The sequence below is a fragment of the Bifidobacterium animalis subsp. animalis ATCC 25527 genome (genome assembly GCF_000260715.1).
Classification (GTDB): Bacteria; Actinomycetota; Actinomycetes; order Actinomycetales; family Bifidobacteriaceae; genus Bifidobacterium; species Bifidobacterium animalis.
Genome location: NC_017834.1, coordinates 946,889 through 970,880, shown reverse-complemented (window position 1 = coordinate 970,880; position 23,992 = coordinate 946,889). Strand labels below are relative to the sequence as shown.

Sequence of the window (23,992 nt, the reverse complement as noted above, 5' to 3'; positions counted from 1 at the left end):
CAATAATTGAATACGGGTGATTGGCGCAGCGGCTAGCGCACTTCCTTCACACGGAAGGGGTCGTAGGTTCGATTCCTACATCACCCACCATGAGGCCTCGCGGACTGTTGTTCGCGAGGTTTTTTGTTTCGGCTTGTCCGTTGGCATCAGGGGCGACACGCCTGACGTGTCGCAGCATGGTGTCCAATGGTGGTGCGTGTCCCGTTTCCGAAACAGGACACATGTTTTCAGTTACCAGTCCGGTTACCAGGTCCTCCGACAAGCATGCGTCGCATATGGGGCGGATATGGGTACAAGAGAATTCGGCGGCCTGATCGCCAAGAAGAACAAGCCGGATATCCCCGTGGCATGGTTCGCGTATTACGCGAATCCGAAAACGCACGGGCGTGTCTACAAACAGTTCACCTCCAAATACAGGCGGCGGCCTGGTTGGAGTCGGAATGCAAGCTGGTGGACGCGGACCGGCAGGCGTGTGCATTCGGATCGTGAGGGGCCGGAGTCCATGTTCGCCCGATGGTATGCCACGCATGCCAACATGTTGGGTTACGGTCGTTGACGTGCACGAGGTGGAATCCTGATGCGCACAGCCTGTTCCACTCGGATGCGTGTGGTGACCGGTGGGGTTGGATGGGAGCCGGGTGGAGATGACGCTCCTTGTCTCGTAGCTGTCGGAGATGATCAGGCGCCCCTTGCCGATGGCGGCGAGTCCTTGGCCGAGCCGGTGCTCGTTTTTGGCGCGGCGCAGTCGCATGAGTAGACCGTGGGAAACGTCAGCAGTCTCCATGTGCCTTCTTCATTTCGTCACGCCGACTGTTCCACGCATACGGCCAGATTGCGTGCCAGACGGGCGACGACATCGTCCAGTGCGGCGGCATCGGTGAACATCGTTTCGAACAATGCCGTAAAACTGGGTCGGAAGTCCTCGGGCAGTATGCGGCAGTCGCGTTCGGCGATGGACAGCTGTCTCTTCTCTCCCGGATGAGTCATCCCGTTAATCGCGAACAGCACGTCGAAATACGAGGAGAGGAACGCGGTTACGCGATGGTTGACACTCACCAAATCCCCTCGGGATGCGGCTTTATGGATCTGTGCGTCATACGCAGGCAATGCGCCGTGCAGCAACGGCAGATTCGCCGCGACAATCGCATCGCGCAGCTCTCGGGGATAGGGGACATCGAAACGGCGGCGCAATGCCTCAAGACGTCCATTACGGTCGAACTCCACCGAACAGGTGCGAAGATTGTGCCACATGCACGTGCTGTACCCGAGGGATGCCTCGTGTCCTTCGACCACGCGCGCCACGTCAGCGCCGAATGCGGTAATGTCCCTGTGCAGTAGATCGAGGTCGACGCCGTCACGGAATGTGCAATTGTCCTCGTATTCCCAGTAATGGTTGCCTATCTCCATGACCGAGCAATACGGGGTGAGCAATGATTTGCGCACATCTTCGGGTATGGGCCCCGTGCAGTACAGATACACGTCGTAGTCGGAGCGGGCGTCGTTCCACCCGGACGCCCGGGAGCCGCCCAAGGCGATTGCCTCCACCTGGGGAAGTCCCTCAAGCTGCAGGAACAGTTGATGAATCAGATCCATGGGTACTCCTTTGCAATGCTATGGATGCCAAATCCGTCCCTATATGGGAACACACCCAGCATAGCAATACCTTCTAGAGGAAAGAAAATGGGCTCCATGTTAGGAAGCCACACATATGGTGAACGAAATGAGGCAAGCGGCGGCGGGCAACCTTGGAGACAGTGAAACGGTATATCCAGAATCAATGGCGACGGAAATGGGAAAGAGGCCAATCCGACTGCGGGCAACCGGGCTTGCACCGCGAATCATCAGTCATCAACAAAAGCCCTGGAACAGCTCAACGCCGAACCCACCGGTTCGCCGCCGGAAGACCGCATTCCAAGCAACGCAAAACACACCTCGGCATCACGCTCCACAGCATGTGCCCGCAAATCTCAGTTGGCATTGATTCCCGAGCGGATCAGCCGCCTCCCGCCCATCGGCTTCCAATATGCGCCTAAGTCGATGCCGGTGTGATTGAGACGCATGAACATCGGCCGTCACCGACAGGAACCAGGTCTTATGGCTTAATCAAGACAACGACGACGGAGTCCGGGAATATTACACCGTCCCCAATCCCGAGAGGGAGAATGAGAACCCTCCCAGAGGCAGAACACGACTTGTAAACCACGATTCAGGCACTGCTCATTGTATCGGGCACGGGCCGAACTGTACATTAAGTGGCTGGGTAAGGGTGCTTCTCATTCCCGGTTGTATCGCTAGCCGGGGGGATGATGCAACAATACCCGCCACGCATGAGGCATCATGCGCCATTGCGATGGTACTTGCCCTCGTATGCAGACCATGGCAGGGGGAATGAGCATGACGGCGCTTTCGGGCATGCGGGCCAGTGACATCTCGTATGTGCTGCCTTCTGGCCGGTTGTTGTTGAATTCCATCAGTTTTGCCGCGCTTCCGAACGAATGCCTGAGGGTTATCGGCGCCAATGGTATGGGCAAAAGCACGTTGTTGAAGATCATGGCCCGTCGAATCAAAAGCACCTCCGGCTCGGTCAATGTCTTCGGTGATGTCTCCTATATGGAGCAGCGCCGCACCGACCCGGAGATACACACCATCGGAGACTACCTGTTTTCCGTGGCCCAGGCCGAGATCGCGCGCCTGCGCAAGCGGATCGCGACAATGGAGTCCACGCTGGATTCCGCGAACACCGCGCAGATGGAGTCATACTCCCAGCTGTTGGCTGATTACGCGGATCTGGGCGGCTACCGGATGGAGGCGGAGATGTCCAAGTCCACACAGGATGTACTGGGATCCTCATACCAGGACGTCTCGGATCTCGAATTGGACTGCCTGTCGGGCGGCGAGCAGAAAATGCTGCTGTTGAATTACCTGTTTTCAAACTCTGCGTCGAATCTCATTCTCGATGAGCCCGATAATTTCCTTGACATCGCCAATAAGGATCGCCTCAAGTCCTATCTGGGGGAATCCGCAAAGACCATCCTGCTCATCTCTCATGACCGGGACCTGCTGGAGTCCACCTGCAAGAAACATCTGGTGATGGAGGAGCGTGATGACGGCACCACCGCATGGGTTCATGGCGTTCGGTACTCCACTCTGGCGGACGCCAGGGCCGAAAGGCATGCGCGTGAGGAGGAGCTGCTGCGACGCAGGGACGACGAGGAAAGGAAGCTACGCCAACTGGTCGCCTCGTTACGTCAGGCTGCGACCATCTCGGACGTCATGGCATCGCGATATCACGCCGCCCAAACACGTCTAGACAGATTCCTGAAAACCGCCCCCGCACGGCACAGGTACGTGGAGAACACCCCGTGTTGCGTTTCGACGGCGGCCGGTCGGGAAACGTTGTATTGCGATGCGACCAATTCGGCTTCTCCGGGTTGATCAGACCCTTCGACCTCGAACTCCGGTACCGGGACCGTGTTGCGGTCCTCGGCGCGAACGGAACAGGGAAATCACACTTCCTCAAATACATCGCGTACCGCCATACGCATGAGGCCGCCGCGGATTTCGGAGGATGGCCCCTCACCGGCGGCCTGCGTCTCGGTGCCGGTGTCAAACCCGGATGGTTCAGCCAATTCGACGACATCCCCGGATTGGGCGACGGGACTCTGCTCGAGATCCTTATGCACCGCGGTGAGCATGGCTCGGCACTCACGATAGAACAGGCCATGCCCCTTCTGGACCGGTATCGGCTGATCCAGGTCGCCTCGCACCGATACGGATCGATCTCAGGGGGACAGCGAGCGCGCTTCCAACTGCTGCTGCTCGAGCTGCAGCAATGCAACCTGCTGCTTCTGGACGAGCCGACCGACAATCTGGATGTGGAATCAGCGGAGGCATTGGAACGACTGATACAGGATTTCCAAGGCACTGTGATGGCGGTGACCCATGACCGCTGGTTCGCGAAGAAATTCGTCTCCTTCCTCGTCTTCCTTGACGATCACACCGTCCGACAGACGGAATCATTCGACTGGGATGACAACCATCTCACCCTACGAAAGACATGATGAACATGGACAAGACATTCCCATCGGCCTATAAGGCCCCGAGGATCGAACGCCGACCACCCGATTTCGTCAGGAAGGACCTGCAATGACAACGCGAGCAGCTGGAACCAATACTCCACACACCCGTCGCAATACGGTCAGGATCGCGATTCATGCCGACAGATACTCGGAACTCGCAAACTCATGATGTTCCCGCGCGCCGCCAGAATACACTGGAAGTGGTTCCCAATGGCGAGAATCGGATTGCATGTCATGACATGCTCGGTATTCGAAGGCGGTGCGTGCCATGGAAATTCTTTTCATCAGTGCAATGGTCTTTTGGACTGCGGTGACCACCGCAGTCATAGTGCTGTGCAGGCATCTGCATAATGCACGGCGGCAACCAGATGGGCAGGCGGAAGAGGGCGCACCTGATATGAGGGACGAAGGGGAGAGTCATGAATGAACGGCAAGCAAACAGGGCTTTCGCGTTGGCTCGCAGGATGTGGCAGGCCAACTCGAGGCCGGCTTTCCGACTCGGTCGGCGCCCCGTCAGTTTTCATTGGTGCACGGCCGTCATGGCGTTCATCTATCTGATTGTCGCAGGCGCCTTGGTATGGGGTGAGCGCAGGTGGATCGATATCGTGTTCCTGATCCTCATGCTGATCATATACGTGGCCGTCTCCGAAACGTATGGGTATCTCACAAGCAGGAACAGGCTCGTTCCGCGTCCGGTGACCCTCAGAGGGCTGCTCCCCAGAGCGGTTTTCATTCTGCTCTGCTATGCGACCCCATTCATACTGATCATGGCGTATACCTGATTGCACCATGAATACGAAGCACACAATACGCCCATCGAAGGGAAATAATGGTCTGGATCATCGTGGCAATCGTCATCCTCGCGATATCCGCGTATTTCGCCAATGAGTACCGCCTAGACCGCAAGGCACACCGATTGCGCGACGGATCGGAGGAAGACAGGCGTCTCGCCTCCGAATTGCAGGACAGTGCCCGCAAAATGGATGAAGGAAAATACCTCTATCGATGACCGCGCCACACCAGCGGGCATCGTGGAACAGGGCGAAAGATGTGATCAGCAAGCGGTCAATGCATGTTTCATGATCAGGTCGGTCTGTGCATCCGATCCGAGCACGAAAGTGTGTGCGCCGGTTTCGACGAATCCCATTGCACGATAGAACGCCTTCGCGGGTTCGTTATGCTCCCATACGCCGAGCCACAGCGTTTGCTTGCCATGTGCCGACGCGAACTGCTCCGCCGTACGCATGAACCTGGTTCCCAGACCGTGACGTTTGAAATCCGCAAGCACGTAGAGTCTCTGGACTTCGGCATGGTCGTCCGGCATACGCTCCGTTTGCGCCGTGCCGAGATTGACCTTCATATACCCTGCCGGCGCACCATCCACCGTTGCGACGAAAAACGTCTGCAGCGGGTCTGCCAACTCCTTGCCCAACACCTCGGGGGAGAGCTCATGGGCGATATAGTCGTGCATATCCTCTTCGGTATTGGTATCGGCGAACGTCTGCCTGAAGGTGGCGATGCTCAGATCGCGTATCGTCTGCAGCTGCGTGTTTTCGGCAATGGAAATCTCGCTCATGTCCAGTTCCTTTCCACCGGTGCCGTGCGCCATCTGAATATACACGACACGCCGAAGTTGCGCAATCGGAGAACTATAGTATATTAATAACTCGTGCTTCAAGCACATGCGGACATAGCTTAGTTGGTAAAGCGCGACCTTGCCAAGGTCGAGACCGCGGGTTCGAGTCCCGTTGTCCGCTCTCTTCTATTTTCAAGCACATTCTCCCACATGCCAAGAGAATGCTCAACGGAGGTCGGCAAGCACTTGCGCATCTGAACACAGTGAGTAACCCAGCAAACCAGACGCGTTACGCGTGCTGCCGTGTCCACTGTGCACAATGATTCCCATTCGCATTCAGGTTTTACTCGCTGTTCCGCGCATATGCAGTACGCCATATCGGCAAGGAGCTGACATGGTAGGCAATCTGGTGCTTCACGACATCTCATATCAGTACACAGATTCCAGCGAACCGCTGTTCAAACATTTCAACGCGTCATTGTCACGCGGTTGGACCGCGTTGCTCGCAGACAACGGTCTCGGCAAGACCACGCTCGCGCAACTAATCTGCGGACGGCGCACACCTACGCAGGGCGAAGTACAGCCGAGTCCGCGGACGCTCATCTGCGCGTACTGCGAACAGGAATGCGTTTCGGAACCTGAGGGACTCGCAGAGTTCCGCGATGACTGGTCCGCCGAATCTATTGCCTTGCGCGACGAACTCGGCATCGGCGACGATTGGGGCTACCGGTATGACACCCTCAGTGGCGGCGAGCGCAAACGTCTGCAGATCGCCTGTGCGCTGTACTCCCGTCCCGATGTACTGGTGCTCGACGAGCCCACGAATCATGTCGATGAGCATACACGAGGGATCGTGGCGGAAGCGATGCGCGGATTCCACGGCATAGGGTTGTTGGTCTCGCATGATGTGGAACTCATTGACGCCACCTGCGGTCAGTGCCTGATGCTCGAGCGCAGGCATGCCGACGGCGCGAACTACGTGGTGCTTGAACGCTATGCCGGCAATTACAGCAAGGCGAACACCACACGGGCCCTGATGGCGGAGCATGCCGTCCAACAACTCAAGGACGCCAAGGCAAAACAGCGCAGCCTCGAGCATGCCAAGGAACGCCGACGGCAGATGATGGAGGCCGCAGCAAGACGCAAGCATGCCGGACACACCATCGATCGGCTCGACCATGATGCGCGCAATTCACACAAGTGGCTCGACAAGCAGCGCGACAAGGCGAGCGCCGCATCCTATCGTGCGCTTGGCAGCCGCGTGAATATGGCCGCCGCTGCGGTGCGGACGATGGAGGTGGGTGCGAAGCGATATGACGGTGGCATCCTCGCCGACATCGTGCCATCAGTACGCAGGGAATTGGCTCATGTGGATTCGGGAATCGTCTGTTTCGGCACCGCCGAGAGGGTCGCACAGGATTCCGGCAGGGGTATGCCGGTGTCGGCGCTGCAGGTGGAGGGCAATCGGTGGAGTGCGCGGATGCTGCCCGATACGGGACAAGAGGCGGAAGGTACTATCCCTGGAATGCTCATTCCCGCTCTGAGCGTGGGTCCTTGCGATCATATCGGTCTCGAGGGGCGCAATGGGAGCGGGAAATCCACACTGGTCCGGGCATTGCTCTCCTCGGTGGCATGTGATCTGCCGACGATGACCGTAGAACAGGTCGCCAGCCCGACAGAGGGGAGACATCTGCTTGCACAATTACATGCACTTGACGCTGACGCCCTATCGCAGGTGGTCGCAGCATATGCACGGCTCAACGCCGACCCGGACCGGTTGATGGCGGGCGAGGAACCGAGCCCCGGTCAGCTGCAGAAGCTCCGGCTCTGCCTCGGGTTGCTGCATTCCCCGCAGCTCATGGTGCTCGATGAACCGACGAACCATCTCGATCTCAATTCCAAGCATACGCTGGCATCGTTTCTTCACTCCTATAGGGGAGCCGTCATCGTGGTGAGTCACGAGCGTTGGTTCCTCGACGAAGTCTGCGGAAAACAGTGAATGGGTCTGCATACCGACTGGGAAGGCAATCCGCCTCGAGCAGATGACGGCACATCCGAATCGCACTGCCATCTGCTCACATCTGTTCACCGAAGCCTGTCAGGTGTGAGATAGGGGAGCACTTTGTCTGAACTGAACCCTAAGTTTTATGTCGTAACACTACATAGTCCAGGTCTGCACCTTGTACCGCGGACCCAGATAGCGAAGGACACCTCATGGCAGAAGCACACATCTCCATCACAGTCAACGGCGAGGCGAAGGAGGTGGAAGCAAGCCAGACCGGCGTCGAACTGTTCGCAGACGACAAGAACATCATCGCAGTGCGTCTCAATGGCGAGTTGCGAGACCTCTACACGCCTCTGCACGATGGCGACAACGTGGAATCCGTGACCCTCGACTCGCCGGAAGGCATAGGCATCATGCGCCATTCGGCCACCCATGTCATGGCACAGGCCGTGCAGGAAGTACGCCCGGATGCCAAGCTCGGCATTGGCCCGGTGATCGAGAACGGTTTCTACTACGACTTCGACGTGAAGGATCCATTCACGCCGGATGATCTGAAGACCATCGAAAAGCACATGCAACGCATCATCAAGTCGGCGCAGCGCTTCCAGCGCCGAGCGGTGAACGAGGAAGAGGCCCTGCGCGAGGAGGTCGATGAGCCGTACAAGATCGAGCTCATCAAAGACAAGGAAGATGCGCTCGAGACCGAGGCGGCCGTAGATATCAGCCATAAGGAGCTGAGCATGTACGACAATCTCGATCGTGAGGGCAATGTGGTGTGGTCGGACCTCTGCCGTGGACCGCACCTGCCGAACACCCGCTACATCAAGGCATTCAAGCTGGAACGCGCCGCTGCCGCGTATTGGAAGGGTTCGGAGGCGAACCCAATGCTCCAGCGCATCTACGGCGTGGCGTTCCCCACCAAGGACGAGCTCAAGGCCTACCAGACCCGCATGGAGGAGGCCGCCAAACGCGACCACCGCAAACTCGGTCAGGAAATGGACCTGTTCTCGTTCCCTGACGAGATCGGCCCAGGTCTTGCCGTGTTCCATCCAAAGGGCGCCGCGATCATCAACGCGATGGAGGACTACTCCCGCGAGATGCACCGCAAGAACCACTACAGCTTCGTGCAGACCCCGCACATCACCAAGGGCGGCCTGTATGAGACGTCCGGACACCTGCAGTGGTACAAGGACGGCATGTATCCGCCGATGCATCTGGATGAGGAAAAGGACGAGAACGGCAACATCGTCAAGCAGGGCTTCGACTATTACCTCAAGCCGATGAACTGTCCGATGCACAACCTCATCTTCAAGTCGCGCCAGCGTTCCTACCGAGAACTGCCGTTGCGTCTCTTCGAGTTCGGCACCGTCTACCGCTACGAGAAGTCCGGCGTGGTTCACGGACTGACCCGCGTGCGCGGTCTGACTCAGGATGATTCTCACATCTACTGCACCCGTGAGCAGATGAAGGATGAACTCAAGAACCTGCTCAACTTCGTGCTCAAAGTACTCAAGGACTATGGTCTCAACGATTTCTACTTGGAGCTTTCCACGAAGGATGAGCACAAATTCGTCGGCTCCGACGAGATCTGGGAGGAGGCGACCAACACCCTCGCCGAGGTGGCCGAGGAATCCGGTCTCGAACTCGTGGCGGATCCGGGTGGCGCCGCATTCTACGGTCCGAAGATCTCGGTGCAGGCCCGCGACGCAATCGGACGCACTTGGCAGGTCTCCACGATTCAGCTCGACTTCAATTTGCCGGAGCGTTTCCAGTTGGAGTACATCGCTCCGGATGGATCGCACCAGCGCCCTGTAATGATCCATCGTGCGTTGTTCGGCTCCATCGAGCGTTTCTTCGCGATTCTGCTCGAGCACTATGCTGGTGCCTTCCCGGCGTGGCTGGCTCCCGTGCAGGCTCTGGGCGTGCCGGTGGCGGACGAATTCGCCCCGCATCTCGACAAGTTCATGAATTCGCTCGAAGAGGATCTGGTGCGCGTCGAGACCGACAATTCCGATGATCGTTTCGGCAAGAAGATCCGCAACGCCTCCAAATCGAAGGTGCCGTACATCATCATCGCCGGCGAGGAGGATATGAACAACAACGCCGTGAGCTTCCGCTTCCGTGACGGCAGCCAACTCAACGGCGTGCCGGTCGACCAGGCCAAGGCGTGGATTCTGGAGACGATCGCCAAGCGTGTGCAGGTCAACAGCGTCGACGACTTCAAGGCAGCCACCGGGCAACCTGTGGAGAATGTCGAGTTCGGCGTCGCAGACACCGACGCCGAATAAAACAGGACGCACTGCGAATATCACGGCATTCGGCACCGGTGGGGTCAGGCGCATTCCAGCGCCGGCCCCACCGGTGTTTTTCCAAAGCCATTCGCAAGCAATATCTGCGCTGTTGTCTATTCTCATAGTGTTTCTACCCATTGACCCCAGGACACAACATGCTGGAAAAGCTTCGACCATGGTTCAAGCGGCTCATCGCTCCGATCGCACGCGCATTGGCGCGAATGGGCATCACCGCGAACGCGGTGACTGTCATCGGGGCCGTCGGCACCACCATTGTCGGCATTGCAGCCGGAATCACCGGATGGATGTTCTGGGGAGCCTTGGTGCTCACCATTCTGGTGGTGTTCGATTCGCTTGACGGTTCTGTGGCCGCAATCACCACAGGCGGCACGAAATTCGGGGCGTTCCTCGATTCCACACTCGACCGTATAGCCGACTGGGCCGTGCTACTCGGCTGCATCATCTATTTCTTTGTGCGCAACTCCACCTTCACTGCAGCACACGCCGGGCAGCACTGCGACTGGATTTGCGTGAGCGGCATGGCGCTGGCAATCTATTCGGTCATGACCTCGTTCGTCACCTCATATGCACGGGCACGAGCACAGTCAGTCGGCTATGAGGCGAAAAACGGCGTAGCGACACGGTCCGACCGCCTGACGATCATTCTGGTTGGCATGGCCATATGTGGACTGACCAACAATCCGCTCTGGCTCATGATCGACATGGCCGTGCTCGCATTGCTTGGCACAATCACCGTGTTCCAGCGCATCCGCGAGGTCTATGCGAGCATGCGAGCCAACGGCGACGCCGGCGTCTCCAAGCAGTGATGGCACTCGACCGTCCGCTCATACGATCGAGCTCATGGGCACAATGTGAAAGGCGAATTGATGTTCGACAGATTGATGGCATGGCTCGCACGCCACCCGAACGCGCTGCCCGAGCGTATGGTTCGAGGGGGATTCCTGGCTGCCGCGGATGTGACGTGGGCATTGCACATCGGTTCGGTGCGGCAGCTGGAACGCAATCTAGCCCATGTGCTCTCCTGGCGTGACGGGACGAATCCCGATAGAAGGACGTTGCGCAAACTCTCCCGCAAGGGCATGCGTTCGTATTTCACCTATTTCTCCGAGGCAATGACCGTTGGCGCACAATCCAAGGAGCAATTGCTTGCGCGGATCCATGGTTCAGGGGACGGATTCGAGGCGATCAAACATCAGGCGGGTTCGGAGGGGACAGGCTCCGCTCCGATTGCCATGGGGCATCAGGGCAATTGGGACTACGACGGGTTCTGGGCGCAATTCGATGTGGCGCCGGTGACCACGGTGGCGGAGAAACTGGCCAACAGGGAGATGCTCGACGCGTTCGTGTCCATACGCGAACATCTGGGCATGACCATCTTCCTGACCGGCACGCCGAAACTCACCGAACGTCTTGAGGAGGCACTGCGGACTCCGCATACGCTCGTCCCGTTGCTCGCGGACCGGGATCTGAGCCGTCACGGCGAATTCGTGAACGCATTCGGATCGATCATCCGAGTGGCCAGGGGACCGGCCGCGATAGCGTTCGACACCGGAACGCCACTGTTCGTCGTCAACACCTACCGCGAAAAACTCAGCGGGGAACGACGTCGCTTGGCACGCACACCATACGGATACGTATGCGAAGTGAGTGGACCGATCGATGTAGAGCGATACCGTTCCATGCCTCGTGAGGAGGCGATTCGCTGCATCTGCCAGGATTGGGTGGACATCTGGGCAAGAGGCATCGCCGCGCACCCTGAGGATTGGCACATGCTCCAACCGATATTTCTGGAGGATCTGGATGTGGAGCGGCTCAAAGGCGTCCCCGAGGAGCTGCGGGCACAAGCAGCGACGTCACGGTGAAAGTCCAGCGAGTCGAGCAAGATGCCAATATGCCATCGTTTGACAGGAATACGCCGTCTTCGCATATGACGAGCGGAACGGCAGGACAACAGGACGCACTACGTGTAGGCATCATCTGCCCATACTCGTTCGAGACGCCGGGCGGTGTGCAGAACCATATTCGCGATTTCGCCCGCCAACTGCGTCGGCGCGGGCACGAGGTCCAAGTGTTCGCACCAGGCAGGAGAACCGCGGACATGCCCCAATATGTCCATACGAACAACTCCTCGTTCGCCATCCCGTACAACGGATCGTGGGCGCATCTGAGCTATTTCCTCAACGCCGGCCATACCACCAGAAAATGGGTGCGTGACGGCGGTTTCGACATTCTGCATCTGCATGAACCCGAAACCCCTTCGTTGAGCCACAAGCCTCTCGTCATGCACGATGCGCCGCCCATGGTGGCCACATTCCATGCCTCGATCGAACCATATCCACGCGCGCTCAGATTGTTCACCCGCTACCTGCGCAACTACCTTTCGCCGCTGAGGGAAGCGATCTTCGTCTCCGAGCCCGCACAAAAGACCGCCGAACACTATCTGCCACAGCAAGTGGGGATCCAGACCATCCCCAATGGCATCGAATGCGATTTCTACCGACGCGCGGAGCCGAACCCACAATGGCAGGGCAGTCCAGAGGCGCCGACCATCGGATTCCTGGGCCGTATGGGTGAGGCGCGCAAAGGATTCACGGTGTTCGCTCAGGCCGCGAAGATTGTGCATGAGGCATTCCCGAGCGCACGGTTCCTCGTCGCAGGCGACGGGCAGGAGGACGGCGAAAAAACACTCGACGCCATTGGCGCCGACAAGGGGCTGCGGGAATGCTTCGAATTCCTGGGACGTGTAAGCGATGCGGACAAAGCCCGGTTCTACCGCTCGTTGAGCATGTACGTGGCCCCACAAACCGGCGGCGAGAGCTTCGGCATCGTGTTGGCTGAGGCGATGGCCGCGGGCTGCCCCGTCATCGCCTCCGACCTCGATGCGTTCAGGGCCGTCACCGAGGAGGGGAGCAGCGCCGCATTGTTCGTCAATCGCGATGCGAATGATTGCGCACGCCGCATGACCGAGCTCATCGAGGATCCGGCACGCCGCCAATCCCTGTCACAGGCCGGTTCCATACGCTCCCAAAGCTTCGACTGGAATACCGTGGTCGATGAGGTACTCGAGGTGTATGCGAAGGCGTTGTCATAGAAACGCTGTAAAATCAACACGTTCTAAGAATCCGCAATCTTTGTAGGAGCAATATGTCAGGCCATTCCAAATGGGCGACCACCAAGCACAAGAAGGCCGCCATCGACGCCAAGCGCGGCAAGCTGTTCGCCAAGCTCATCAAGAACATCGAGATCGCTGCCCGTCAGGGCGGTGGCGACCCCGATGGCAACCCGGCGCTCTATGACGCGATCTACAAGGCCAAGAAGGCCTCCATGCCCGCTGACAACATCAAGCGTGCAGTCGCCCGTGGATCGGGTGCCGAAGCCGGCGGCGCCAACTATGAGGAGATCATCTACGAAGGCTATGCACCTGCAGGCGTCGGCCTGATCATCGAATGCCTGACCGACAATCGCAATCGCGCTGCGGCCGACGTCCGCTCCACCCTCGGCAAGGGAGGTGGCTCGCTGGCCACCAATGGTGCCGTGAGCTTCAACTTCGAGCGCAAGGGTGAGATCGTCGTGCCGTCTGAGGGGCTTGATTTCGACGATCTGTTCGAGAAGGCCGCAGAAGCAGGCGCTGAGGATGTGATTGACGATGGCGACACCTACACGGTCGTCACCGATCCTTCGGATTTGATCACAGTGCGTCAGGCCCTGCAGGACGCCGGCGTCGATTACGACTCCGCGGATCTGGTCATGCGCCCGAAGAACGAGATCGAGCTTGGCCTCGACGACGCGCGCAAGGTGTCGAAGCTCATCGACAACCTCGACGATCTCGATGACGTGCAGAACATCTACAGCAACTGGACCGCGTCTGACGACGTGCTCGCCCAGCTGGACGAGGAGTAGTCATCCGTGATCATTCTCGGCGTTGACCCCGGGCTCACACGCTGCGGGGTCGGCGTGATCGAAGCCGGCGCATACCGCCGGCTTTCGTTTATTCACGTCGATGTGGTGCGAAGTGATCCGCACGAATCGCAGGATCTGAGATTGCTCAAGATCTACAACGGCCTGTGCACGAAGATGAACGAATTCATTCCCGACACCGTTTCGATCGAGCGTGTGTTCGCCCAAGAGAACCGAAACACCGTGCTCGGTACGGCGCAAGCGGCCGGCATGGCCATGCTGGCCGCCGCCCAGCGCGGTATTCCGGTGGCGCTTCACACGCCCACCGAATCGAAAATGGCGATCACAGGCAATGGCAAGGCGGAGAAGATCCAGATGGAGCGCATGGTGGCTCGGATTCTCAATCTCAACGCATTGCCCACACCAGCAGATGCCGCAGACGCCTTGGCCATCGCCATATGCCATGCACTGCGGCCGTCCGGTGCACTTGAAGGCGGCGAACGCGAGCAACATCTCACTCCGGCGCAACGCCAATGGGCACAGGCCACGCAGCATGCCACCCGTAGAAGGGGAGTCCGCAGAGGCATGTAAACTACCGAACATATGTTCGAATTCGGCAGGAGGACTAATGATCGGAATGCTCAAGGGCCGGGTCGAATCGGTGGACACCTCCAATGCGGTGGTGGACGTCCATGGGGTTGGATTCGAATTGCGTATGCCCGCCAACGATCTCAACGCCATGCATATGGGCCAGGACGTCAAAATATACACATCCATGAGCGTCTCGCAGGACGCCATCACGCTGTTCGGATTCCTCGATGCCAGATCGAAACGCATGTTCCTCCAGCTGCAGAAGGTAAGTGGCGTCGGACCAAAGGTGGCGCTTTCGCTGCTGAGCACGCTGGCTCCCGACGACCTTGCACAGGCAATCCACGACGGTGACGACAAGGCCTTGTCACGCGCCCCCGGGCTGGGCCGGAAAGGTGCCCAGAAAATCATCCTGGAGCTCAAGGGATCGATTGACGTCGACAAAATCGAAACAGGGGCGCCAACTTCCACACAACGCATCCCAACCGACAAGGGGGTCGAACAGGTGGTTGAGGGTCTCATGTCACTGGGCTGGAAGCAGGCGGATGCACAGCAGGCTGTGGATTCGGTCATTTCCTCCAATGGCATCCCGTTGCCACTGGAGGAAGCCAGTGTGCCAACTGTGCTCAGACTGGCATTGACATCACTGGACAGAGGGAGGTAATTCGTGGCAATCGCGAACATGGAGCCAATGGAGTATTCCGGAGCCGACAACCTCGATGCCCGGGATGAATCGTTACGTATGGTGTCGGCCGTGCCGGTCGGCAATGAACCGGTGAGCGACGAGGAGCTGCGTCCGCATGTGTTGGAGGGCTTCATAGGGCAACCCAGACTGAAGGCTCAGCTGCAGCTTTTCCTCGATGCGGCGCGCAAACGCGATGTGGCTCCCGATCACATCCTCATGGCGGGTCCTCCCGGCTTGGGCAAGACCACACTGGCCATGATCGTGGCAAATGAGCTTGGGGTGCCCATTCGGGTCACGTCGGGACCGGCGATTCAACATGCTGGGGATCTGGCTTCGATTCTCAGTTCGCTGGACGTGGGCGAAGTGTTGTTCATCGATGAGATTCACCGACTTCCACGTGCCGCGGAGGAACTGCTGTATATAGCCATGGAGGATTTCCGAGTGGATGTGATGGTGGGCAAGGGGCCTGGCGCTTCTTCCATTCCATTGACGCTGCCTCGGTTCACCGTCATCGGAGCCACCACTCGCGAAGGCATGCTCCCTTCGCCCCTGCGCGCCCGATTCGGCTTCACCGCGCACCTGGATTTCTACCCTCATGAGGAACTGGAAAAACTCATAGAACGCTCCGCCTCCGTGCTTGGCCTCCCATTGGAGGATCAGGCTGCGCGACAGTTGTCGCTGCGCTCACGCGGCACGCCGCGTATTGCGAACCGTCTGCTTCGGCGGGTGCGCGACTGGGCTATCGTGCACGATCTCGACAGCGTGGGGGCGGACGATGTCAAAGACGCACTGGCTCTCTACCAAATCGATTCCGAGGGTCTGGACCGCCTTGACATCGCCGTGCTCAATGCAATAGTCCGGCAGTTCCATGGTGGCCCGGTGGGTCTCAACAACTTATCCGCCATGGTGGGGGAGGAGGCCGAGACAGTGGAGACTGTATGCGAACCGTATCTGGTACGCGAAGGCTTCCTGATTCGCACCCCGAAAGGCCGTCTCGCCACCGCCAAGGCATGGGAGCATTTGGGTCTCAAACCCGACGACGGCACCCCCGATGATGTCAGTAAGCTATTCTAAGCTTAAGATTTCGTGGGCTATTGCCCCTTCTCATGTTTTTAAGGAGTCCACTCATGGAATATACGATGCTCATCGTTCTTATCGTCCTCATGGGCGTTATGATGTTCTACTCTTCCCGGAAGGCCAAGAAGCAGCAGCAGGAGCGTCAGGCGTTCCGCACGAGCCTCGCTCCGGGCACTGAGGTCATCACCATCGGAGGCCTGATCGGCAAGGTCGTAGAAGTGGATGAGCAGTACGAGGAAATCGTGCTCGACTCCGAAGGATCGCTGCTGCGCTTCAGCCTGCAGTCGGTGAGCCGGGCCTATGTTCGTCCGGCCTATGTGAGCGACGACGACGTCGACGAGAATGGCAACCCGCTGCCGAAGGACGAACCGGCACAGATCACTTCGGACGAGCCGGAATCCGACGGTTCCGAGACCGTCGTGGAGGAAACCTCCGTGGTCGAGACCCCGGAGGACGCGGATTCCTCACCGTTCGAAACACAGTCCAAGTAAACTGCCAATACCCCGCCAACCCACCGATCAACGAAGGTGAACATGTCACAGACCGACATTCATGTGGCCAATGCTGCCAGCATGTCGCAAGACGATGCCCGCTACCTCATCTCACTCATTCGCACCGTTCCGGATTTCCCCCGCGAAGGCATCCTGTTCCGCGATTTCATGCCAGTATTCGCCGACTCCCGAGGACTTCGTATTCTCCTCGACGCGCTCATCGCCGCTTTGCCGGTGCACACGGACGAATTCGATGCGGTCGCAGGCCTTGAAGCACGTGGGTTCCTGTTCGGACCTGCCCTTGCCGCACAACTCGGCAAGGGATTCATTGCCATTCGCAAGGCCGGGAAGCTGCCTCCACCGGTGCATGCATGCAGCTATGCACTCGAATACGGCAAAGCCACCTTGGAGATCGAAGACACCAGTGTCCGAAACAATGAACGTATACTCATTGTCGATGACCTGATTGCCACCGGCGGTTCGGCTGCGGCGGCGAAGGACCTCATCGAATCGGTTGGAGGCAAGGTCGCAGGCTACGAATTCGTCATGGAATTGGAGGGCCTTGATGGACGGGCGGCGCTCGGCGACTATCCATACAGCTCGTTGTTGAAGATGCCCGCTTAGGAAGCAGTGGAGTAGAGGAATATGGATCTTTACGAATATCAGGCACGTCAGCTGCTCGAAGAGCAGGACATCGATGTGCCGAAGGCGGTGTTCGCACAGAATTCACATGAGGTGGCCGAAGCCGCCGACATCATCGGGTATCCGGTCGTGATCAAGGCACAGGTGAAGATCGGCCATCGCGGGCAGGCAGGCGGTGTACGCATTGCGCATGACCGTAACGAGGCGATACTCCTCTCCGAGGACATCCTTCCGATGACCATCCATGGTCATAAGGTGAGTGGCGTCCTGGTGACCGAAGCCAAGAACATCCTCCACGAATACTATGTGTCCATCTCGGTTGATCGCTCCTCGCGCGACTTCGACGTCCTAGCCACGGCCAATGGCGGCACCGAAGTCGAAGAAGTCGCACGCGAGCATCCGGAATCTGTGAAACGGCTGCATATAAGCGCCCTTGAGGACTTCGACCTCGAAGCGGCGACCAAAATGGCCGAGAGCATCGGCTTCTATCACGCGGATTCGGCTCAGGCGGCGCAGATCCTGCTCAACATGTGGCGCTGCTTCAAGCAGAACGATGCCACCCTCGTGGAGATCAACCCATTGGCCAAGGTCGGCGACCCGGATGACGAATCTTCGAAGTCGTTGTGCGCATTGGATGCAAAAATCTCACTCGACAACAACGCAGCCTTCCGTCACGATGGATGGAAGCGCTTTGCCGACCCGATTGTCCCGGATCCGTTCGAACAGCGTGCCCGTGAACACAATCTGCATTACGTGCATCTCACCGGCGAGGTCGGTGTCATCGGCAACGGGGCGGGCTTGGTGATGAGCTCCCTCGACGCCGTCGCATTCGCGGGCGAGGAACAGGGCACCGGTGTGAAGGCCGCGAACTTCCTCGACATCGGCGGGGGAGCCTCCGCGCAGGTCATGTGCGAAAGCCTTGAGATCATTCTCTCCGACCCCCAGGTGGAATCCGTGTTCATCAATGTGTATGGAGGCATCACCTCCTGTGAACAGGTAGCGCTCGGCATTCTCGAGGCGGCGGATCAGCTCGGCGCATCCAAGCCGATGGTCGTTCGGTTCGAGGGGAACAAGGCCGATGAGGGGCTTCGGATTCTCGCCGAGGCCGATAACCCGAACATCCATGTATGCGAGACTATGGGGCAGGCAGCCGCCGAGGCGGCTCGTCTCGCCGCCCATGGCAAGGAGGAGCGTTAAGTGAACGTGTTCATCGAAGATGACGCACCCGTCATCGTGCAGGGCATCACCGGTCATCAGGGCATGACGCACACCGCGCGCATGCTCAAGGCCAACACGAATATCGTCGGTGGCGTGAACCCACGCAAGGCCGGCACCACCCTCGAATTCGAAGATGGAAACGGCGCCCCCGTCAAGGTACCGGTGTTCGCCACTTGCCAGGAGGCAAAAGACATCACCGGCGCCAAGGCATCCGTTGTGTTCGTTCCCCCTCGTTTCGCCAAGGACGCCGTTGTCGAAGCCGTCGAAGCAGGCTTCGAGGTGGTTGTCGTGATCACCGAGGGCATCCCCGTGGCGGATTCCGCCTATTTCGTGGAACTCGCTCTCAGCAAAGGCGTGCGCATCGTCGGGCCGAACTGCCCGGGCCTCCTCACCTTGCCGGAATCCACCGATACACATGGCGTCAACCTTGGCATCATTCCCGATGGCATCGTCTCGCGTGGCCCGTTGGGATTGGTATCAAAATCCGGCACACTCACTTATCAGCTCATGGGCGAGCTCTCCGACATCGGTTTCACGGCCTGTCTCGGCGCTGGCGGTGATCCCATCGTGGGAACCACGTTGCTCGAGGCGCTCGAAGCCTTTGAAGCCGATCCGAACACCAAAGCGGTCATGATGATCGGCGAGATCGGAGGCAATGCCGAACAGGATGCCGCACAATGGGCCGCCAAGAACATGACCAAACCGGTTGTTGCCTACATCGCCGGATTCACCGCCCCCGAAGGCAAGCAGATGGGGCATGCGGGGGCCATTGTGTCCGGGGGCAAGGGGACTGCTCAGGATAAGCAGGCGGCACTTGAGGCGGCCGGCATCCGAGTGGGCAGAACCCCCTCCGAGGCTGCGCAGATCATGCGTGAGGTGCTTTCCGCGCAGATATGATGAAGCAGATAACGCCCTGGTTGAAAGGTGTGCTCGCACCGGTTCTGGTCATGGTGATCTTCGCCATTCCGGTCGGTGTTTTCATGGCGCTGGCCCTGCTGGTCTTCGCCATGGAAGAGGGCGGCGAGACGATGTCGTCGTTTGCTGTCCCACTCACCAGAGTCATTGTGTTACTCAGTCAGGGTGTCGGCATGCATGCCGGGGCGATTACCCTGACCATCGTGCCTTTGCTCCTGACACTAGCGATGATCCTGCTAATCCGTGCCGTCTACTCCCGCTGGAGCACGGATCTGCCAGCCTATCTTGCAGGCGTGGTGACCTGGATTGTGCTCTGCCTATGGTGCAGCGGTGAAACACGCATCCAACTCACTGATTCCACTTGGCTTATCGCGCTCAAATGCGCGGTGGTGTTCTCTCTGGGCTTCGCGTGGAGAGCGTTTCCCGGCTCCGCACTGCTGGACAAGGGGCGCCTCTACTGCCGCGAACACATCTCCCCGCCAGTGCGTTCCAGCATTCATGTCGGTGTGCGTCTGGCGTTGCGGTTGCTGGTGATGTTCTTTTCCATCGGTCTGATTACCGTGCTCGTGTGGATTTGTCTGAATCATTCCGGCATGGTCGCCATGTTCAAGAGGATGCACATGAACACCGGATCGTGCATCCTCATGTGCATCATGGCCCTGGCATGGTTGCCCAATATGGCGTTATGGGCATTGTCATGGGTATTCGGCGGCGGATTCCACATTGGGCAAGCTGCCTCATATTCATTGTGGTCGGCGCAGATTCACGAGTTGCCTTCGCTTCCCATATTCGCTTTGTTCCCCCATCCTGTCGACAATGCGGGCATTCGCACCTGTCTGATGCTGATTCCGGTTATGCTGGGGTTCGTGTTCGGTTTGCTCACGTTGCTGCTCCATCGGGGTTTCCATGTGCGGGGCATTGATCCGAATGAGCCCGTGGGCGTACGCGATTTGCTGTTGCGCTTCGCATACCCGGCTGGCGCATTCTGCATCACGGCCACACTGGTCTCCCTGATGAGCAGCTTGGCATTCTGGCTGGCCAATGGGTCACTGGGAGTCGGCAGACTCCGTGATGTCGGGGTTGATGTGATGCGCTCCACGAATGTGGTGGCAAGGCCATGTGCGATTGGTCTGGGATTATCCTGGATCAGCGCGATCGTGATCGTTGCCATCCACTCGCTCATGCTCATGATGTTGAAACGACGGGCCGCAAACCGCACTTCGTCGCCGTTGGGATCCACGGATCCCCCTGATGACGAACGCACAGAACACAAAAACCCCCATACTCCACGCGTGGTCAATTCCACGTTTACGCAGAAGGAGACGAAAGGTGACGACTAACCGACCGATTCGCAGGGCGTTGGTCTCGGTATTCCACAAGGAGGGCATCGAAGTGCTGGCCCAGGCATTCATTGATGCCGGAACCGAGGTGGTGTCCACTGGTTCAACCGCGAATAAGCTGGCAGAGCTCGGTGTGAATGTGATCGAAGTATCGCAGGTGACCGGTTTCCCGGAATGCCTCGACGGACGTGTCAAGACGCTTGATCCGCACATCCATGCCGGGATTCTGGCTGATATGACGAATGAGGACCATGCCCGGCAGCTCGAGGAATTCGGTATCAAGCCATTCGACCTGGTGGTGGTCAATCTGTATCCGTTCGCCGATACCGTGCGATCGGGAGCTGGGGAGTCCGACGTCATCGAAAAGATTGACATTGGCGGACCATCCATGGTTCGCGGGGCTGCGAAAAACAGCGCCACGGTCGCTATTGTCACCGATCCGAAGGACTATGCCCTGGTGGCCGCGCGCATCGAGAACGGCGAGGGATTCTCCTTGGAGGAACGCCGTTGGCTGGCGGCGAAGGCCTTCGCCCACACAGCCGCCTACGATGCCACGATCAACGAGTGGACCGGAACCCATTGGCCAAAACCAGCGAGCATCGACGAGACCATCGACACCATCGCTGGGGCGGGTGCCGAGGATCCGACCGAGCAGGCGAAGCTTGGCAAGTTCCCGGCCCAATACACCCGCTCCTGGAACCGCGCGCATATTCTGCGATACGGTGAGAACCCCCATCAGGATGCCGCCCTGTACGTAGATCCGCTCAATGTCCGCGGGTTCGCCGACGCCGAGCAGCTTGGCGGCAAACCCATGAGCTATAACAACTATGTGGACGCCGATGCCGCGTGGCGCGCGGTATGGGATTTCGCTCCCCAGATTGCCGTCGCCGTGGTCAAGCACAACAACCCGTGCGGACTGGCCGTGGGAACCACCGTTGCCCAAGCACACCGCAAGGCACATGCCTGCGATCCAATGAGCGCCTATGGCGGTGTAATTGCCTCCAACGCCACAGTGACACTGGAGATGGCCGAATACATCCGTCCGATTTTCACTGAGGTCATTGTGGCCCCCGACTATGAGCCCGAGGCCCTCGCACTTCTCCAAGCCAAGAAGAAGAACCTGCGCATCCTCAAGGTTGCCGAACCCCCCAAGGCCAAATACCAGTTCAAGCAGATCGACGGAGGGTTGCTTGTACAGTCCACCGATCTGATTGATGCCCCGGGAGACCATCCGGATGCCTGGAAGCTTGTTGCCGGTGAGGCCGCGGATGAGCGTACGCTCAAGGATCTCGAATTCGCATGGCGCGCCATTCGTTGCGTCAAATCCAACGCGATCCTGATTGCCGACGATATGGCGACGGTAGGCATCGGCATGGGACAGGTGAACCGCGTGGATTCGGCGCATCTGGCCGTGGAACGCGCCAACACACTCGATGATGGGCACAACCGCACGAAGGGCGCGGTCGCCGCCTCCGACGCCTTCTTCCCGTTTGCCGATGGCGCCGAAATTCTCATTGACGCCGGCGTGCGCGCCATCGTGCAGCCGGGCGGATCGATTCGTGACGAGGAGGTGTTCGAAGCGGCACGCAAGGCCAATGTGACCATGTACGTCACCGGCACACGCCACTTCCTCCACTGAGCCATTTGCCCTTGAAACCGTCCATTTAACCACCGCATTACAGATGGTGCATGGAAAGGCCCGACAGCCGTGCGGCTGTCGGGCCTTTCCATCATGTTTGGGGCACACATGCAGGGGATAAGGTAAAGTATGCAGCAATCGCCGGGAGGAGCACCATGAGCAGCCATCATCCATATGTCTCTGAGAGCCATGAGGGCAAACCCGCATTCGAATGGGGAGTGGCGCTCTGTGTGGTGGTCTCTACCATATTGGCGGCATGTGGCAAAGCAATGGCCGCCACAGTCCTACTGTCTGTGACGGCCATTGGAACCGGTGTGCTACGGGCTGTGTTGCGGGAACGCAGCCCTTGGAAGATTCGCTCAGCGACGTTCGACTCCATCTGCGGAATCGGTCTGGGAGTCATCCTGTTCGGTCTCTTCCTCAGCGTCCTCTTCCTCAATCACTGAATAGTCGTTGTCAGCCTGTTCTCCGGTCAGTGGAACATTGTAGTTCTCTGCCTCGGCGACCTGAACCGCCTCGGCCTCATCTTCCACCGGAACCTCACCGACCTGTGCCATGGCGGCCTCGGCCACATCCGAGTCGACGCTGGTCTTCGGAGTGCCAAGCAGCTGGGAGACAATGATCACCAACGCCACAATAGCGGCGGCGAGAATGGCAGTGACCCAGAACACCCAGAGCTGGGCAAGCGGTTCCTGCGTGAGGCCCTGCCCCTGGGCGAACACGGCGATGCCAGTGGCACGAGCAGGATTGATGGAGGCACCCGTCACGGGGAAACTCATGGCTGACGCGGCGGCATAGGCAACACCCATCACCAACGCATAGTCCGACCTCACCTTGCCGTGCCTGCGCATCGAGACCATGGCGGCTGCCACGACGATGATGGAGGCAAGCAGCTCGACGATGATGGCGACGGTGATGTTGAACGTGAGTCCCAGCGAATTGAGCGATGTGTACAGCGACGAACCCTTGTCGTATCCGTTCACTGCCATTGCATACCACTGGTTGGCGGCGACGCTTTCGGAGGTGGGTAGCACAAGCCTGAGCAATCCGCCGGCGACAATGGCGCCGAGGATCTGCGCGACGATGTAGCAGATGCCGTCCCACACCTTCGTCTTCGAGGTGAGCATGGCGGCCACGGTGACGGCCGGATTGAACTGTGCGCCGGAGATTCGTGCGAAGATTGCGGTCATAGCCGCATAGATCATGCCAACGCCGACGGTGACGAAGGCAAGGTTCACGTTATAGAACGCCGAACCGAAAGTGCACATGAGATAGATGGCGAAGCAGATGAGCAGGGACCCAGCGAACTCGGAGAGTGCGCGCGCCCACAGATCATGCCCTTTCTTTGGCTGGACTGAAGCGGTTGTTGTCGTATCGGTCATATTGTTCCTTCATTCAAATGGCAGACGCAAAGCGTTTTGCGACCGGAGCCCATCATACTCAACAAGTTGTGCAAATGCTCGTCAATGCTTGACGGGAGTACCGTTTGCACAGTATATTGAGAAAGTTATATGTTATTCGGCCACGT

24 protein-coding genes, 2 tRNA genes and 1 pseudogene are annotated in these 23,992 nt (G+C 58.7%); 23 read left to right on the top strand and 4 right to left on the bottom strand.

The window, feature by feature from the left end; genetic code table 11:
* The first annotated feature begins 14 nt into the window (after positions 1 to 14).
* Positions 15 to 90, top strand: a tRNA-Val gene (locus BANAN_RS04165).
* Positions 91 to 286: 196 nt separating this feature from the next.
* Entirely contained in the window at positions 287 to 556 is a 270-nt protein-coding gene (locus BANAN_RS04160; RefSeq protein WP_014697678.1) for a hypothetical protein, read from the top strand.
* An 81-nt stretch (positions 557 to 637) separates the two neighbouring features.
* Here BANAN_RS04160 and BANAN_RS08760 read toward each other — a convergent pair.
* Together BANAN_RS08760 and BANAN_RS04155 are read right to left on the bottom strand one after the other, a co-directional pair.
* A pseudogene (locus tag BANAN_RS08760) lies at positions 638 to 760 on the bottom strand (ATP-binding protein); the annotation flags it as partial.
* A gap of 41 nt (positions 761 to 801) precedes the next feature.
* Entirely contained in the window at positions 802 to 1,593 is a 792-nt protein-coding gene (locus BANAN_RS04155; protein WP_014697676.1) for a DUF4037 domain-containing protein, read from the bottom strand.
* Between the two features lie 783 nt (positions 1,594 to 2,376).
* On the opposite strand from BANAN_RS04155, the gene BANAN_RS07955 reads away from it, so the two are divergent.
* The 4 genes from BANAN_RS07955 to BANAN_RS04140 all read left to right on the top strand — a co-directional run bounded on the left by BANAN_RS07955 (position 2,377) and on the right by BANAN_RS04140 (position 5,088).
* Positions 2,377 to 3,435: an ATP-binding cassette domain-containing protein gene (locus tag BANAN_RS07955; protein WP_162178376.1), complete on the top strand. Its 1,059-nt coding sequence runs from the start codon at positions 2,377 to 2,379 to the stop codon at positions 3,433 to 3,435.
* Complete coding sequence (locus tag BANAN_RS07950) at positions 3,402 to 4,061, top strand: ATP-binding cassette domain-containing protein (protein ID WP_014697674.1); 660 nt, start codon at positions 3,402 to 3,404, stop codon at positions 4,059 to 4,061. Before BANAN_RS07955 ends, BANAN_RS07950 begins: the two co-directional genes overlap by 34 nt.
* 557 nt (positions 4,062 to 4,618) lie before the next feature.
* Positions 4,619 to 4,861, top strand: coding sequence for a hypothetical protein (locus BANAN_RS04145; protein ID WP_237705848.1), 243 nt, complete (start codon positions 4,619 to 4,621; stop codon positions 4,859 to 4,861).
* Positions 4,862 to 4,908: 47 nt separating this feature from the next.
* Positions 4,909 to 5,088, top strand: coding sequence for a hypothetical protein (locus tag BANAN_RS04140; protein WP_014697671.1), 180 nt, complete (start codon positions 4,909 to 4,911; stop codon positions 5,086 to 5,088).
* 45 nt (positions 5,089 to 5,133) lie between these two features.
* Here BANAN_RS04140 and BANAN_RS04135 read toward each other — a convergent pair whose 3' ends face one another.
* A complete protein-coding gene (locus BANAN_RS04135; RefSeq protein ID WP_014697670.1) occupies positions 5,134 to 5,655 on the bottom strand; it encodes a GNAT family N-acetyltransferase in 522 nt (173 codons plus the stop codon).
* A gap of 108 nt (positions 5,656 to 5,763) precedes the next feature.
* Here BANAN_RS04135 and BANAN_RS04130 point away from each other — a divergent pair.
* The 17 genes from BANAN_RS04130 (at position 5,764) to BANAN_RS08605 (ending at position 22,910) form a co-directional block, all read left to right on the top strand.
* A tRNA-Gly gene (locus tag BANAN_RS04130) sits at positions 5,764 to 5,836 on the top strand.
* A 213-nt stretch (positions 5,837 to 6,049) separates the two neighbouring features.
* Positions 6,050 to 7,654: an ATP-binding cassette domain-containing protein gene (locus tag BANAN_RS08240; RefSeq protein WP_014697669.1), complete on the top strand. Its 1,605-nt coding sequence runs from the start codon at positions 6,050 to 6,052 to the stop codon at positions 7,652 to 7,654.
* A 215-nt stretch (positions 7,655 to 7,869) separates the two neighbouring features.
* Positions 7,870 to 9,948, top strand: coding sequence for a threonine--tRNA ligase (gene thrS / locus BANAN_RS04120; RefSeq protein WP_014697668.1), 2,079 nt, complete (start codon positions 7,870 to 7,872; stop codon positions 9,946 to 9,948).
* A gap of 158 nt (positions 9,949 to 10,106) precedes the next feature.
* Positions 10,107 to 10,778, top strand: coding sequence for a CDP-alcohol phosphatidyltransferase family protein (locus BANAN_RS04115; RefSeq protein ID WP_014697667.1), 672 nt, complete (start codon positions 10,107 to 10,109; stop codon positions 10,776 to 10,778).
* A gap of 60 nt (positions 10,779 to 10,838) precedes the next feature.
* Positions 10,839 to 11,834, top strand: a complete 996-nt coding sequence (locus BANAN_RS04110; RefSeq protein WP_014697666.1) for a phosphatidylinositol mannoside acyltransferase — start codon at positions 10,839 to 10,841, stop codon at positions 11,832 to 11,834.
* A 29-nt stretch (positions 11,835 to 11,863) separates the two neighbouring features.
* Complete coding sequence (locus BANAN_RS04105; RefSeq protein WP_050858017.1) at positions 11,864 to 13,063, top strand: glycosyltransferase family 4 protein; 1,200 nt, start codon at positions 11,864 to 11,866, stop codon at positions 13,061 to 13,063.
* Positions 13,064 to 13,116: 53 nt separating this feature from the next.
* Positions 13,117 to 13,872: a YebC/PmpR family DNA-binding transcriptional regulator gene (locus BANAN_RS04100; protein ID WP_014697664.1), complete on the top strand. Its 756-nt coding sequence runs from the start codon at positions 13,117 to 13,119 to the stop codon at positions 13,870 to 13,872.
* A gap of 6 nt (positions 13,873 to 13,878) precedes the next feature.
* Positions 13,879 to 14,460 (top strand): crossover junction endodeoxyribonuclease RuvC, encoded by a 582-nt coding sequence (gene ruvC / locus BANAN_RS04095; protein ID WP_014697663.1) that lies wholly within the window; start codon positions 13,879 to 13,881, stop codon positions 14,458 to 14,460.
* Positions 14,461 to 14,497: 37 nt separating this feature from the next.
* A complete protein-coding gene (ruvA, locus tag BANAN_RS04090; RefSeq protein WP_014697662.1) occupies positions 14,498 to 15,121 on the top strand; it encodes a Holliday junction branch migration protein RuvA in 624 nt (207 codons plus the stop codon).
* Positions 15,122 to 15,148: 27 nt separating this feature from the next.
* Positions 15,149 to 16,216 carry a Holliday junction branch migration DNA helicase RuvB gene (ruvB, locus tag BANAN_RS04085; protein WP_014697661.1) on the top strand — a complete coding sequence of 356 codons (1,068 nt, stop codon included), beginning with the start codon at positions 15,149 to 15,151 and terminating at the stop codon, positions 16,214 to 16,216.
* A 53-nt stretch (positions 16,217 to 16,269) separates the two neighbouring features.
* Positions 16,270 to 16,710 (top strand): preprotein translocase subunit YajC, encoded by a 441-nt coding sequence (gene yajC / locus BANAN_RS04080; RefSeq protein WP_014697660.1) that lies wholly within the window; start codon positions 16,270 to 16,272, stop codon positions 16,708 to 16,710.
* 42 nt (positions 16,711 to 16,752) lie between these two features.
* The gene (locus BANAN_RS04075; protein WP_014697659.1) at positions 16,753 to 17,334 is read left to right on the top strand and encodes an adenine phosphoribosyltransferase; all 582 of its coding nucleotides are present in this window, start codon (positions 16,753 to 16,755) and stop codon (positions 17,332 to 17,334) included.
* A 21-nt stretch (positions 17,335 to 17,355) separates the two neighbouring features.
* Complete coding sequence (gene sucC / locus BANAN_RS04070) at positions 17,356 to 18,549, top strand: ADP-forming succinate--CoA ligase subunit beta (RefSeq protein WP_014697658.1); 1,194 nt, start codon at positions 17,356 to 17,358, stop codon at positions 18,547 to 18,549.
* Complete coding sequence (gene sucD / locus BANAN_RS04065) at positions 18,550 to 19,467, top strand: succinate--CoA ligase subunit alpha (RefSeq protein ID WP_014697657.1); 918 nt, start codon at positions 18,550 to 18,552, stop codon at positions 19,465 to 19,467.
* A complete protein-coding gene (locus tag BANAN_RS04060) occupies positions 19,464 to 20,825 on the top strand; it encodes a cell division protein PerM (protein WP_014697656.1) in 1,362 nt (453 codons plus the stop codon). Before sucD ends, BANAN_RS04060 begins: the two co-directional genes overlap by 4 nt.
* Entirely contained in the window at positions 20,815 to 22,464 is a 1,650-nt protein-coding gene (gene purH / locus BANAN_RS04055) for a bifunctional phosphoribosylaminoimidazolecarboxamide formyltransferase/IMP cyclohydrolase (protein ID WP_014697655.1), read from the top strand. The genes BANAN_RS04060 and purH overlap by 11 nt, the downstream gene beginning before the upstream one ends.
* Positions 22,465 to 22,619: 155 nt before the next feature.
* Positions 22,620 to 22,910 carry a DUF3017 domain-containing protein gene (locus BANAN_RS08605; protein WP_080571631.1) on the top strand — a complete coding sequence of 97 codons (291 nt, stop codon included), beginning with the start codon at positions 22,620 to 22,622 and terminating at the stop codon, positions 22,908 to 22,910.
* Here the strand turns inward: BANAN_RS08605 and BANAN_RS04050 are convergent.
* On the bottom strand, positions 22,824 to 23,846 hold the full coding sequence (locus tag BANAN_RS04050; protein ID WP_014697654.1) for an MIP/aquaporin family protein: 1,023 nt from the start codon (positions 23,844 to 23,846) through the stop codon (positions 22,824 to 22,826). The two genes, BANAN_RS08605 and BANAN_RS04050, sit on opposite strands and share 87 nt — an antisense overlap.
* Between the last annotated feature and the right edge of the window lie 146 nt (positions 23,847 to 23,992).